We start from the raw sequence: 13744 nt of genomic DNA on the forward strand, positions 1-13744 counted from the left end.
TTACTCTGTATATATGGTTTCTCAAAAAATTATTAAAATCTTTCCTGGTGTAATACTTGCTTTAGTTTTCTGTTTATTTTCACAAGGAATAAACAATGTTATTGGTATAGAGTTGTTTGGAACTACCAAAAGTCCTATTTCAACTGTAATGATAGCAATATTACTTGGAATTATAATGGGTAATGCCTTTACACCAAGACCAGGTATGATGATCGGTTTAGATTTTACCCAAAAATATGTTCTTAAATTAGGTATAATTTTTTTAGGTATAAGATTAAGCTTTGAAGAGTTTCTAAAATTTGGAACTGTTGCTATTCCCTTAATTATTGTGTGTATATTAAGTGTTCTTATTCTTATAAAATTATTAATTAAAAAAGTTCCAATTTCATCTAAAATGTCTTACTTGATAGCAATTGGAACAAGTGTTTGCGGTGCAACAGCGATAGTAGCAGTAGCACCTATTATAGAAGCAAAAAAAACGGAAGTTGCTTATGCAATAGCAAATATTACGTTGTTCGGCGTTATAGCTATGCTTATTTATCCTTATTTTGCTGAATGGTATTTTTATGGAGAGCCTATAATGGCAGGCTTATTTTTAGGAACTGCCATTCACGAAACTTCTCAAGTAGCGGCAGCTGGATTAATTTATGACCAGCAATTTAATAGCCCTGAAACTCTAAATGTAGCTACAGTTACAAAGCTTATAAGAAATACATTTTTAGTAATCTTAGTGCCACTATTTGGTTTTTTATATAATAGAGGTAGGGTTAAGGATAAAAACTATTCAATATTCAGTATTTTTCCATATTTTGTTCTTGGTTTTATTGGAATGATAATTATTAGAAATATTGGTGATCAGGTATTTACTATAGAAAATGGTAATTATGATATTTGGAAAACCTTAATAAATTATACTAAAAGTCTAGCCACTGTCTTTCTAACTATGGCAATGGCAGCTGTTGGTATATCTATTAACCTGAGTGAATTAAAGTCCATGGGATACAAACCATTTGTTGTTGGGTTAATTGCCGCAATTACAGTTGGAATTGTAAGTATTGTAAGTTTAGAGACTTTTCTTAAATTTTTATTATAGATTCATCATATTTGAATTGGTGAACATAGATATTAATGTAAAGTATTATAAATGAAAAATATTCTTCTAACAGGTGGAGCTGGCTATATAGGCAGTCATGTTTGTCATTTATTAATTGATCAAGGTTATAAGGTTACATGTATAGACAGCTTAATAACTGGAAATAAAGAGTTATTACCCAAGAAGGTAAAACTTGAAATATTTGATATAGCTGAAAAGGAAAAAGTAAATGAATTAATAAAGAATAATAATTTTGATTTGGTTATGCATTTTGCTGGCTTAATTAGAGTTGATGAATCAGTAGAACAACCAGAAAGGTATAATGATTTTAATTATTCGAAAGCTAAAATATTTTTAAAAACTTGTTATGAAAATGGATTAAAAAAAATTATTTTTTCCTCAACTGCAGCTGTTTATGGTAATCCAAAAACTGAAAAAGTTAAAGAAACTGACCCAACAAGTCCACTTAACCCTTATGCATCTTCAAAATTAGAATTAGAAAATTTTATTAAAGAAACTTCAAAAAACTATAATTCAAAATATATTATTCTGAGATATTTTAATGTTGCTGGTGCAGATGAAAAAATGCGAACTGGATTAATATCAAAAGTTTCATCTCATTTAATTAAAATTGCATCTGAAGTAGTGGTTGGTAAAAAAGATAAATTAATTATCAATGGAGATGATTATAACACTCCAGATGGAACGGCTATAAGAGACTATATTCATGTTTCTGATCTAGCTGAAATTCATATAATAGCAGCTAATTATTTGATAAATGGTGGCGAGTCTAATTTATTTAACTGCGGATATGGAAATGGTTTTAGTATTAAAGATGTAATCAGTGAATTAAATAAAATTATAAACAAAGATTTAAAAACTATAGTTGGACCAAGAAGACCTGGAGATAGTGAAATGATAGTGTCTAATGTAGAGAAATTTATGAAATATTTTTCATGGAAACCAAAGTATAATAATCTTAATTATATTTTAAAAACTGCTGTTGAATGGGAAAAAAAATTAAAATCTTAAAATTAAAATAACATCAATTATTAGAATATTTTTAAGTATGGCATTGGCTGTAGTTGGTTTATCGACTAACGAAAAAACTTAGAATATAATTTTCCCAAATGATTTTAATTTATATTGTTTATTTTTTAATTGAGTATTTTTTTCTTATGTTTGAGAAAAATTTTCTAATGAGTGCTGCCACTACTCCTAAAAGAATTGCAAACATGATTGAAAATAATCCATAAAAAAATGGCATGTCTTCTGAAAATTCTAAAATAAATAGTGAGAAAAAATTTAAATCTGCAGTTAAAGCTTGTATTATTTCTCTTTCAGTTTGTTCTGCAAAAAAAGTTTCATAAGCAATGGCTATTCCAACTATCAATAATAAAATTGCCAGTAATGCTTTTAAACCAGAACTGTCAATTTTTTCACCGAGTTTTTGCCCCACTTGAACCCCTATGATTGAACCAATAACCAACATTACTACTAACATTAAATCTATAGAGCCAAAATTAAATGAATGTAAAAAAGTAACTATGACACTGACAAAAATTGTTACAAACAAAGAAGTCCCTGGAACTAATTTTGTTGGCATCTTAATTATATAAATCATTGCGGGCACTAATATAAAAGCACCTCCTATACCCATTATAGCAGCAATAAATCCTACAACTAAACCAATTATAATTGGAGTAAATATACTTTCGTATAATTTTGATTTTGGAAATCTCATTCTTAATGGAAGACCATGTATCCAATAATGAACGTGTAATTTTTTTTTAACTGTAAGGTTTCTTTTTGCTCTGTCTATTTCTCTAAGACTTTCAACTAACATTAATGTACCAATAATTGCAAGTATATACATATAGGCTAAAGAAATAACTGTATCAATTTTTCCAATACCTTTAAAATATGTAAATGTATAAATACCTAATGCAGTTCCAATTGTTCCACCAATAACAATCATAAGACCCATTTTGTAATCTAAAGTATTTTTTAAATAATGAGTTGTTGATCCTGATACAGAAGTTGCAAGAATATTGTTAGCTTCATTTGCGACAGCATATGCAGGTGGTACGCCTAAAAAAATTAAGAATGGAGTCATTAAAAAACCACCACCAACACCAAATAAACCTGAAAGCACTCCAACGATTGCACTCAATAAAAGTATTTCAATAGGATTAACAAATACTTGAGCTATTGGTAGAAAAACATCCATAAAAAATTAACAGTTATTAAAAAACAACTTAATTAAATGTGATAAAAGTTCCAACTAAAATAATGCCCCAATAAGCAGCTAGACTGACAAAGATGCCTGTTTTGATAATAGTTACTTTAAAATCTGAAATTTTGTTTAATACTTTTATGTTGGAAATTGACATTACAACCGTGAATACACCCAGTTAATTATTTGTCAAATAAATAGTTTGTCTGAAATGATTTTTTTATTAGTAGATTGTTGCTCCAAAGACCTTAACATCATTCCCTTCAACACCAAGGACTAACCTTCCAAGGAACTCACCTTCAATTTCCTTGCTCCTCTGTTTAAATAGAACGGTAATGTTTTGACCCCTTCTAAGACAGCCAAATGCTTCGTAGTCCTCTTTTAAGCTCGTCAAAAGTTTGTTGTTAGCCCACTGCTTTCCAAGTTCTACTTCATTTGCTCCAAATAACATTTGAGTTCCAAAGTCCTTAGTAAAACCACCATAATCTTTCATATTGGAAGTTTTAACAAGATTATCCCAAATAGGATTAGCAATTGTTATAATCTCATCATCAGATTTATCTAAAAGATTCATAATTTAAGTTTAACTGTTTTAAGAAGCTTTTCTCTTCTCGTTCTCATCAACTATGTGATAAACCGGCACTTTTTCTAGTGAAAATTTACCAGTCTTAGGATCACGTCTAGAAACTGTTAAACAATGCCAATTATCATCATCAAGTTTCATATGGTCACCTCTGTAATAGTAACCAGGCCAACGTGTTTCTTCACGGAACATAGTGTGTTCAGTTACACATTGAGAAGTCAAAGCTCTATGTTTTAACTCCCAAGCTCTCATAAGTTGGTGTAAATCTTCAGCACCTACTTTTTCTAAATCTTCCTCTAACCAAGCAAGTAATTCTAAGCCTCTTTTAAGCATATTACCATTAGTCATGTAGTTGGTTGCAATTCCCCCAACATATTCATCCATAATTCTTTGTAGACGTTGAAGACCTTGAATAGGTGAAATGTAACTAGGTGAAACTGTTCCACCTGTAATTTCATTTTGAGCTACTTGATATGTCTCTAAAGGTTTAAATATAGCAGTTTTAAAGTCTTCACACTGTTTATCTGTAACTTTAATTCCTTCTGCTTTTTTATCCTCAATATATTTTACAGCAGCTTTTGCAGCTAAACGACCTTCAGTAAATGATCCTGAAGAAAATTTATGAGCACTTCCACCTACAGTATCTCCTGCACCAAAAAGACCATTAATTGTTAACATTCTGTTATAACCCCAGAAATATTCTGGTGGAGATAAATCTTCAGGTCCACTAACCCAAGCTCCAGAACAAGTTGCATGAGAACCCATAACATAAGGTTCAGATGTAGTTAGTTCAGGATTTGTGTATTTAGGATCAATATTTTGAGAAGCCCAAACAACCGCTTGACCAACAGTCATACCAAGGAAATTTTCCCAACCAACAGTTTCTAAGTGTGGATCTTGGAAAGCTTCAGTAGTTACCATGTGAATTGGTCCACCACCTGCAATAGTTTCTTGAATAAATGCGTGGTTTCTTAAACATGTAGGAGTTGGATGGTGATCAATGTATTCACCAACTAATTCTTTAGTTTGATCATACCATTTCTTCTCATAGTTCTCTCCATTTGCATTTTGAGTATATGTTTTAAGGTGCAAGAAGTATGCTCCAACTGGACCATATCCATCTTTAAATCTACATAACACAATTCTATTCTCCATTTGTGTCATTTTAGCTCCAACAGCAATGGGTAATGCATAAGCAGAACCATTACTCCATGGTGCATACCAAGTTCTTCCCATTCCTTCACCAACTGCTCTTGGTTTGAAAATATGAGATGCTCCACCTGCTGCAACAATTACAGTTTTTGATCTAAATACATGGAAGTCACCAGTTCTCATATTAAAACCAACGGCTCCACCTACTCTATTTTCTTGAGCCTCATCCATTAAAAGATGAGTAATCATTATTCTATTATAAATTTTGTCAGCTGATTTTTTTGCAGCCTCTGCAACGATTGGCTTATAACTTTCACCATGAATCATAATCTGCCATTTACCTTCTCTAAGATAACGACCTGTTTTTTCATTTTTCATCATTGGTAAGCCCCATTCATCAAACATATGAACAGTTGAGTCAACGTGACGAGCCATGTCATAACCTAAATCTTCTCTAACCATTCCCATTAAATCATTACGTGCATATCTTACGTGATCTTCAGGTTGGTTTTCACCCCACTGCATACCCATGTAACAGTTAATTGCGTATAAACCTTGAGCAACAGCTCCACTTCTATCAATATTAGCTTTTTCAACACAAATAATTTTCATATCTCTTCCCCAGTGTCTAGCTTCAAAAGTAGCACCAGTTCCTGCCATACCACCACCAACAACTAGAACGTCGCAATCCTCAAAATGTGTTTTATGTTTGGCCATTAGTAGTAAACCCCTTTTTTAAATGTATCTTTAGGAACAGATGGTAATTTACCATCAATATTTAAACCATTAGGCTCAGTATAGAGCATTTGAGAATTGATCTCACCTTGATTAGGTTTTTCGCCTTCTGCTAATTTTGGAATAAATTCTCCCCAAGGCTTTGTTGTAATTGGAGATACAAAATCTTTTGTAGTTCCATTTCTAAATTTAATTTTCCATGAGATAGTTCCTTTTTCTTCTTCACGTCTAACTCTTACACTGTGACCCATAGGGGCAAAGTCTGCATAACCACGAACATCAATTGCATGATTAGGACAAGCTTTTACACAAGAATAACATTCCCAACAAAAATTTGGTTCAATATTTACTGCTCTTCTAATATTTTCATCGATGTGCATTATATCTGATGGACAAATATCCACACAGTGACCACATCCATCACATCTCGTCATGTATACAAAAGTTGACATATTTTATTACCTCTCTCTTTAATAGTGTTTTGGTTGTTCTCTTTTAATTCCTAGCCCAAATTGTTTTGGTGCATCTGCTAATGGTGGAAGATTGTCTCTTGACCCATCTGCTTCTGCTAAGTTTTTTTGGATTGCTGCACCTGGCTTATAAATCATGTGTGCAAATTTTGACCAATAAACTCCCCCAAATAAAACAATGTTTGAGGTAATAAATAAAATTAAAAATAAATATCCTAATCCAACTGATCCTGAAGATTGAAAGTATGACCAAGCAAGTCCAGTAGTAGCACATGCAAGAAGTGCTAGAACAAATAAGTCTGCTTTAATAATTCTGTACCAAGGATGAGCTTCAGCAAGTACATCCACTCTTAAAAATAACCAAAACCAGTATCCACCAACACAAGTCATTATTGCTCCAACATGCCAAATCATAGGCCAGACTGATGGTGCTGCAGTTCCTGTTCCAGTATAACCAAAAACTAATACGACTGTTGCAACCCAAAATAAAATAGTTCCATACATTCCCATAACATGAGCAATTCTTCTTTTGCCAGCTCCTAACTCTGCAGTAGTTGCAATATCATGCACTACAGTTTTTAAAATAACTGAAGTTTTTTCTCCCACACCAAGTTCTCTTTCGGCAGCCAACTTTGCTTTTTTTGCATTATTGAAAAAATAAGTAACATTTTTATGATGTATCATTTGAACAACTGTTCCAATGACGATTAGAGCTAACATTGCTAAAACAAAGCCTTGAATTACAGAAGGAGAAATTGATTCTGCTAATGCAGAAAATGGACTAATTGACATCATATAGTTTATTACCCTTTATAACTATTTTGTTGAATCTTAATTTTGAGTTTTTAATATAGTTAAAATGATAGATCAACCGTTATTAGGTGCGCTATTTAACAATCAAAATACAACTTACACTTTACGTTTATAATGCTGTTTTAAAGGAATAACTGATCTTACACCACCTTGTGGATTTGCAACATCACCCTCTCTTCGTGGAATTAAATGAATATGACAGTGTAAAATTGATTGCCCTGAAACTTTTCCAGCATTAGTTCCAATATTAAATCCTTTAACTGTAGGATCTTTTAATAATATTTCCTCTTTAATTTGTTTGGTGAGATTATTACAGGCAATAACTTCTTCATCGCTTAAATCAAAATAATCTTTCACATGACGCTTTGGAATAATTAAATAATGAAATTCAGATACAGGATATGTATCATAACTAGCATAAGCCAACTCATTTTCGGCAGCTGAACCACTTTGTCTAGAGTTGCAGAATAAGCAGGGATTATTTGGGTCAAACATAAATATTATTTATAGATAGAACATTTGTTAACTTCACTTTTGTAAAAACTAGATAGTATTTTATAAAATTTTAAATTTTTTCGCTTCCATTTAATTTCATTAATATTTTTTATTGATGCAACACCTTTTCCAGAACCTACAAGAAGAATTTCACTATATTTTGATAAAGTATTGATCAAAATATCTTTGTTAATAATGTTATTCAATTTTTTATTAAAAAAATCGTAAGTAATGCCTTTATAAATATTATTTAAAGGAGAATAAACTTTATCACCTTTGATAAATAACATATTTGAAGTTCCACTTTCTAAAATCATATTTTTGTAACAAAGACCAACATCTGAAGTGGTATTATTCATTTTAGATAAATGTTTTAATATAAAGTTATATTTAAGATTTTTATACTTAGGGTCAAATCGTTTGTGACTAATAAGTTTTAAATTAAAATTTAATTTTGGTGTTTTTCTATTTCTTAAAGAAATTGATATTATCTTTTTATTCACTGCAACCCTAAGAAGATGATTGTAAGATCTTTTTTTATCAATATTTAATTTTATTAATTTAAGAATATTTTTTTCAAGATTTGGTGTGTTTAATTTATAAATTTTTAAAGACTTTATTAAATTTTTAATATGTTTTTTAAAAAAAAGTATCTTAGCTGGTTTTCCAAAGATCCACATCGTAGTGAACACACCATTATCCCCCCAAAGATCTTTAAAATTAATTTCTTTGTAGGTTTTATGCTGATAAGATTTTTTTAATAAGTAAGTTACCATTTTCAGTTAAAAAAGATTCAGGGTGAAATTGAAAGCCATATACTTTGTCTTTATTATTTTCTATTGTCATTGCTGTATTTGAAATAGCACACCTCATTGTGATTTCAAAATTTTTTGCAGTAAATGGCTCTTTTAATTTAAGAGAATGATATCTACCCACAGTGAATTGACAATTTTTTTTGAATAATGAATTTTTACTTATTACTTTTATTTTAGATTGAAAACCATGATAAATCTTTTTTTGCTCAATTATTTTTCCATTTTCACAATGTAGAATTTGTTGAAACCCAAGACAAATACCAATAATCTTTTTTTTACCTTTATATTTTTTATAGATTTTAGAGCTAATAGGATAATCTTTTGGAGCACCTGGGCCTGGTGAAAAAACTATAATATCTGCTTTTTTTAATTTATTTTCATTTATTTTATTAAAATTCGTACAAACCACTTCATCAAAATTTTGAAATTGATGCACTACGTTGTGAGTAAAAGAGTCTTGGTGGTCAATAATGTAGATCATTTGTAAAGATCCATTAATGATTTTGCTTTGATGTAGTTTTCATTAAATTCATGAACTGCATTGCTGTCAATTACAACACCAGAAGCTACAGAAATTTCTGATTTACCTTTAAAATTTAATATTGATCTAATGATAATATTAAACCGCATATCTCCATTGAACTTTAAGTACCCAAAACTACCTGTATAAATATTTCTGCTTTGCTTTTCCTGCTTATTTAATAAATTTAATGTACTAATTTTTGGACATCCAATTACCGATCCACCTGGCATCATTGCTTTTATAATCTCTAGTGCGGTCACCTTATTCTTAAGTTGTCCTCTAATTAAGCTGACATAATGATAAAGGTCTTTGTATTCTTCAACTATTTTTTTCTTTAAAATTTTTACCGAACCTGGTTTGCAAATTTTTGATAAGTCGTTTCTTTCCATATCAACAATCATGTTGTGCTCTTTCGTTTCTTTTAAATTTTTCCTAAAAAAAGTAAGTGCTTTATTTTTATTTAATTTTTTAGTTTTCTTTAAAGTGCCTGCTATAGGTTTTGTTGTTACAAAATTATTTTTTTTTGTGATCAAGTTTTCAGGGGAGCAGCTTATTATTGAATAATTTCTATCCCTAATCATAAAGGCTTCTGGTGCCATATTGCTTTTTACAAGTCTGCAGAAAAAGTCTAAAGCATCTATTTCTGATTTATTACTATATTTAGTACAAATTTTAATCTGGTATGTTTCTCCAGATTTTATTTTATTTTTAAATTTATCAAATATTATTTTATAGGATCTTTTATTAATGTTTATTTTAAACAAATCACTAGAATTTGATGATCTAGTTTTTTTATACTCAAGATTGTTTGAAAGTTTTACTTTTGTTTCAGGTTTGTAAAATATTCCTTTAGGGAAATTTGTTTTTTTTTGTTTTTTTATTTTTACGTCAATTAAGTTATTTAATATTTCATAGCCAAAAAAACCAATAAATAGGTCTGTTTCTCTACAGATAGATTTTAATTTAGTATTTTTATTAATGAATTTCCTGATGTTGTTATTGTTTAAAATAATTTTTTTTGAAAAATCCGTATAAAGATCAAACCCCTCATCTGATTTATAGATTATAAAGGGTTTTTTTGAATTATTTAAATCTAGTAAGTAGTTTTTCTTATTCAATTTTCTATTCTGTTTTTAATCTTAAAACTGCTTCTTCCTTAATTGGTAGATGTATTATTGCTGCAAAAATAGATAAAGCAATTGCTAAATACCAAGCATAATCATAAGAGCCATATAAATCATAAAATAGTCCTCCAAGAAAAGCTCCGAAGAATGACCCTACTTGATGGCTTAAAAAAACTATTCCATATAATACACCTAAATATTTTGTTCCAAAAATATGAGCAACTATACCACTTGTTGCTGGCACCGTTGAAAGCCATAAAAAGCCAAAACTTGCACCAAAGATAAATGCATTAATGTTGCTTGCTGGTAAGAAGATAAATAAAATTATTGAAACGCCCCTTAATGCATAGATAGAACTTAAAATAATTTTTTTACTAATTTTTGTAGAAAGATATCCACTTAATAGAGACCCAAATATGTTAAATAGTCCAATTAAGGATAAAATTGCAGCAGCTGTCCAGCTTTCTAAGCCTCTATCAATTACATATTTTGGAACATGTGTTCCAACTAAAGTTATGTGAAAACCACATACAAAAAAGCCAGATGTAAGAAGTATGTAGCTTTTATTTTTAAAGGCCTCTTTTAAAGCGTCAAATGTACTTTGATCATTAGGTTTTTCAATAGATTGAGATGCAGATGGAGATCTAACAAAAAAAGCAACTAAAAGTCCAATAAACAAGAATATTGTGAATACAAAAAGTGTGTCGACCCATCCATTTTTGATTAAAGAATAACTTGTATAAAGCGGAGAGATAAAATAACCCAAAGATCCGACGGCAGTGACTATACTCATTGCTATAGTCCTGTTTGATAATGGGAAATGTTTTCCAACAATTGACATTGGAATACTAATTGCGGTTCCACCCAAACCAATTCCAACTAAAAGTCCTAAATCAATTTGAAAAAAAATTCCAGTATTTGGACCGGCATACAAAAAGTAAATTCCCAAAATATAAAAAACAAAAGCTAAACAAATTGCTTTGTGTCCTCCATATTTATCAGCGACAGCGCCAAATATAGGACCTGTTAACCCCCACATTAACATCTGAATACCTATTGCTAACCCAGATTGAGTTATTGAAATATCTAAGTCATTTTTAAAGTCCATGAAAAATAGACCAAAAGTTTGTCTAACACCAAGAGAAATTAAAACTACAACACAGGCTGCAATTAGCGTTATTAAAGCTGATTTATTATTAATAAATTTTTCTGAACTCATTTAATAAATTTAAGAGATTTTCTTAAATCTTCAATGAGATCTTTTGGGTCCTCTAAACCAATGTGTAGTCTAACCAAATGTTCGTCTTTTGCTAATTTTAGATATTGTCTATTACCTTGTTCACGTTTGTCTTGATATAAAGCAAGACTTTCAAACCCACCCCAACTATACCCATAACCAAATAATTTTAAAGAGTTAACAAACTTAATTACAGAGTTTTTGTTTTTTGATTTAATTTTTAAACCCATCAATCCCGAGGCACCAGAATAATATTTTTTCCACATTCTAAAATTAAATGAATCTTTTTTATGTGGATATAAAAGTTTTATGTTTTTATAATTAGATAAAAATTCCGCTACTTGTTTTGCACTTTTTTCATGCTTGTCCAATCGAACATCTAGGGTTCTAAGTCCTCTTGTTATTAAATACGCATCATCAGGACCAAGCCTTAAACCAGTTATCTTATTCGCTTTATCAACTTGTTTAAAAACTTTTTTATTAACTGCAAGACTTCCACCCATTACATCTGAGTGACCTGAGTAATATTTGGTAGCAGATACAATTGACATATCAAAGCCAAGTTTAATTGGTTTTAGGAAGTACGGTGTTCCCCATGTATTATCAATTGCTGAAAAAATTTTATTCTTTTTTGCAATTGATACTATTTTACCTAAATCTTGAAAATCAAACGTATTACTTCCAGGATTTTCAACAAAAATTAATTTTGTTTTTTTGGTAATGGCTTTTTCTAATGTTTTCAAATTATGAGGGTCATAAAAAACAGATTTTATGTTAAATTCTTTTAGAAAATCTTGAGTTAAGATTCTCGTAGGTGAATACGCAGGATCTGCAACGATAATCTCATCACCAGGTCGAACAATACTGAATATAGATAAGAAAACTGATCCAAATCCCGTTGGTGTCAAAAATACGTGATAGCACTCTTCCATTTCTTTGAGTATTTGTGACAAAACATGGGTTGTTGATGTTCCTTGTCTTCCATAATCAAAATGTCCACCTGTTGGATCTTTTTTGCTCTTATCCTGCATTTTTCTAATATCTTGCATAGATTTGAAGATAATAGTCGATGCTCTTACTACAGGGGGGTTAACTGACTGATTATGGTAATCTTTTGCAGTATGTTTAAGGAAAGTCTTGAATGATTTTGTCATAAAAAATTTGATAAGTTAAAGGGAGAATGCTATATCCCTGCAATAACGTCAATAAGATTATAAATAGGATAGTATGGGTTACCCAAAAAAACATAGAGGTCGAAGAAAACAGGGCTCTAAAAAAAGAAGAGCTAAAAGAAAAAATAAGAAAAAATAAGAAAAAGTAGTCTCTTAACTTTTATTACATCTCAAAAAAATCTAACTTTTTATCCAGCCACCACCAAGTACTTTGTAGCCATTATTGTTTTTTGAATAAAACACGCATGCTTGACCGGGAGCAATACCATGTTCTTCTTCTAATAAATTGACTTTAGCATTGTTATCTTTGATATCTATCTTGGCTTTAATCAATCTTCCAGTTGATCTAACTTTTACAAATAATTCATTTTCAAAATCATTTTGATCATTTGTAATAATGTTTAAATTCTTTAAATTTATTTTTGTTTTAACAAGATGTTCTTTAGTTCCAACAATAATTTCATTTTTATCTGCAATAATCTTTACTACATATAATGGGTTCTTATCAGAAACTCCAATTCCTTTTCTTTGACCAATTGTATAATTGATAATACCATCGTGAACTCCTATCACCTCACCAATCATATTTTTAATGTTACCTTTAATAAAAGAGTTTGGTCTAAACTTTTCAATAACTGAAGCGTAGTCACCATTTGGAACAAAGCAGATATCTTGACTGTCAGGCTTATCTGCAACATTGAGATCAAGTTCTCTTGCAATATTTCTAGTTTCATCTTTAAGAAGATTACCCAAGGGAAATCTTAAAAAATTTAATTGATCTTTTGTGGTATTGAACAAAAAATAACTTTGATCTCTATTTAAATCAATACCTCTATACATATCTGTATTGTCTTTTTCAGTAATACTTTTAACATAATGTCCTGTTACTAAAGCATCAGCATTGAGCCTTTTTGATTCTTGGAATAAATCTGTAAATTTGACTGTCTTATTACATTGTACACATGGTATGGGTGTTTCTCCATTTAAATAACTATCTATAAAATTATCAATAACTCCCTCTTTAAATTTATTTTGATAATATAAAATTTTATGTTCTATATTTAATTTATCAGCAACCCTTTTTGCATCCATAATATCTTGGCCTGCACAACATTGTTTTGAAGAAGCTGTCTCTTTACTGTCATTATAAAGTTTAAGAGTAATACCGATGACATTGTAACCTTCATTTTTCATCATGGCTGCAACAGTTGAAGAGTCTACTCCACCTGACATTGCAACAACAACTAAGGTATCTTTTGGGTCTTTAGCTATTCCAATAGAATTTAATTTTGTCAT

The 13744-nt window shown here is 30.1% G+C and carries 15 protein-coding genes; 2 read left to right on the forward strand and 13 right to left on the reverse strand.

Annotated features, from left to right (window positions below; all coding sequences use genetic code 11):
* The first annotated feature begins 13 nt into the window (after positions 1–13).
* The gene (locus E5R92_RS01795) at positions 14–1093 is read left to right on the forward strand and encodes a YeiH family protein (protein WP_168606407.1); all 1080 of its coding nucleotides are present in this window, start codon (positions 14–16) and stop codon (positions 1091–1093) included.
* A gap of 51 nt (positions 1094–1144) precedes the next feature.
* Positions 1145–2125 (forward strand): UDP-glucose 4-epimerase GalE, encoded by a 981-nt coding sequence (gene galE, locus E5R92_RS01800; protein ID WP_168606408.1) that lies wholly within the window; start codon positions 1145–1147, stop codon positions 2123–2125.
* Positions 2126–2243: 118 nt separating this feature from the next.
* Here the strand turns inward: galE and E5R92_RS01805 are convergent, their stop codons facing one another.
* The 13 genes from E5R92_RS01805 to mnmA form a co-directional block, all read right to left on the reverse strand.
* Positions 2244–3323: a sulfite exporter TauE/SafE family protein gene (locus tag E5R92_RS01805; RefSeq protein ID WP_168606409.1), complete on the reverse strand. Its 1080-nt coding sequence runs from the start codon at positions 3321–3323 to the stop codon at positions 2244–2246.
* A gap of 28 nt (positions 3324–3351) precedes the next feature.
* Positions 3352–3486, reverse strand: coding sequence for a hypothetical protein (locus tag E5R92_RS07520; protein WP_268233873.1), 135 nt, complete (start codon positions 3484–3486; stop codon positions 3352–3354).
* Positions 3487–3552: 66 nt separating this feature from the next.
* The gene (locus E5R92_RS01810; protein ID WP_168606410.1) at positions 3553–3903 is read right to left on the reverse strand and encodes a hypothetical protein; all 351 of its coding nucleotides are present in this window, start codon (positions 3901–3903) and stop codon (positions 3553–3555) included.
* 18 nt (positions 3904–3921) lie between these two features.
* Positions 3922–5781: an adenylyl-sulfate reductase subunit alpha gene (aprA, locus tag E5R92_RS01815; RefSeq protein ID WP_168606411.1), complete on the reverse strand. Its 1860-nt coding sequence runs from the start codon at positions 5779–5781 to the stop codon at positions 3922–3924.
* On the reverse strand, positions 5781–6251 hold the full coding sequence (aprB, locus tag E5R92_RS01820; RefSeq protein WP_168606412.1) for an adenylyl-sulfate reductase subunit beta: 471 nt from the start codon (positions 6249–6251) through the stop codon (positions 5781–5783). The genes aprA and aprB overlap by 1 nt, the downstream gene beginning before the upstream one ends.
* An 18-nt stretch (positions 6252–6269) precedes the next feature.
* Positions 6270–7064: an adenylyl-sulfate reductase gene (locus tag E5R92_RS01825; RefSeq protein ID WP_168606413.1), complete on the reverse strand. Its 795-nt coding sequence runs from the start codon at positions 7062–7064 to the stop codon at positions 6270–6272.
* 114 nt (positions 7065–7178) lie between these two features.
* Positions 7179–7577 (reverse strand): HIT family protein, encoded by a 399-nt coding sequence (locus tag E5R92_RS01830; RefSeq protein WP_168606414.1) that lies wholly within the window; start codon positions 7575–7577, stop codon positions 7179–7181.
* Between the two features lie 5 nt (positions 7578–7582).
* Positions 7583–8353 (reverse strand): aminotransferase class IV, encoded by a 771-nt coding sequence (locus tag E5R92_RS01835; protein WP_168606415.1) that lies wholly within the window; start codon positions 8351–8353, stop codon positions 7583–7585.
* Entirely contained in the window at positions 8316–8873 is a 558-nt protein-coding gene (locus E5R92_RS01840; protein WP_168606416.1) for an aminodeoxychorismate/anthranilate synthase component II, read from the reverse strand. Before E5R92_RS01840 ends, E5R92_RS01835 begins: the two co-directional genes overlap by 38 nt.
* Positions 8870–10033, reverse strand: coding sequence for a chorismate-binding protein (locus tag E5R92_RS01845; protein WP_168606417.1), 1164 nt, complete (start codon positions 10031–10033; stop codon positions 8870–8872). The genes E5R92_RS01840 and E5R92_RS01845 overlap by 4 nt, the downstream gene beginning before the upstream one ends.
* Before the next feature lie 4 nt (positions 10034–10037).
* On the reverse strand, positions 10038–11258 hold the full coding sequence (locus tag E5R92_RS01850; protein WP_168606418.1) for an MFS transporter: 1221 nt from the start codon (positions 11256–11258) through the stop codon (positions 10038–10040).
* Complete coding sequence (locus tag E5R92_RS01855; protein ID WP_168606419.1) at positions 11255–12430, reverse strand: trans-sulfuration enzyme family protein; 1176 nt, start codon at positions 12428–12430, stop codon at positions 11255–11257. The genes E5R92_RS01850 and E5R92_RS01855 overlap by 4 nt, the downstream gene beginning before the upstream one ends.
* A 198-nt stretch (positions 12431–12628) precedes the next feature.
* Positions 12629–13744 (reverse strand): tRNA 2-thiouridine(34) synthase MnmA, encoded by a 1116-nt coding sequence (gene mnmA, locus E5R92_RS01860; RefSeq protein WP_168606420.1) that lies wholly within the window; start codon positions 13742–13744, stop codon positions 12629–12631.

This window comes from Candidatus Pelagibacter giovannonii (genome assembly GCF_012276695.1).
GTDB classification, from domain to species: Bacteria; Pseudomonadota; Alphaproteobacteria; order Pelagibacterales; family Pelagibacteraceae; genus Pelagibacter; species Pelagibacter giovannonii.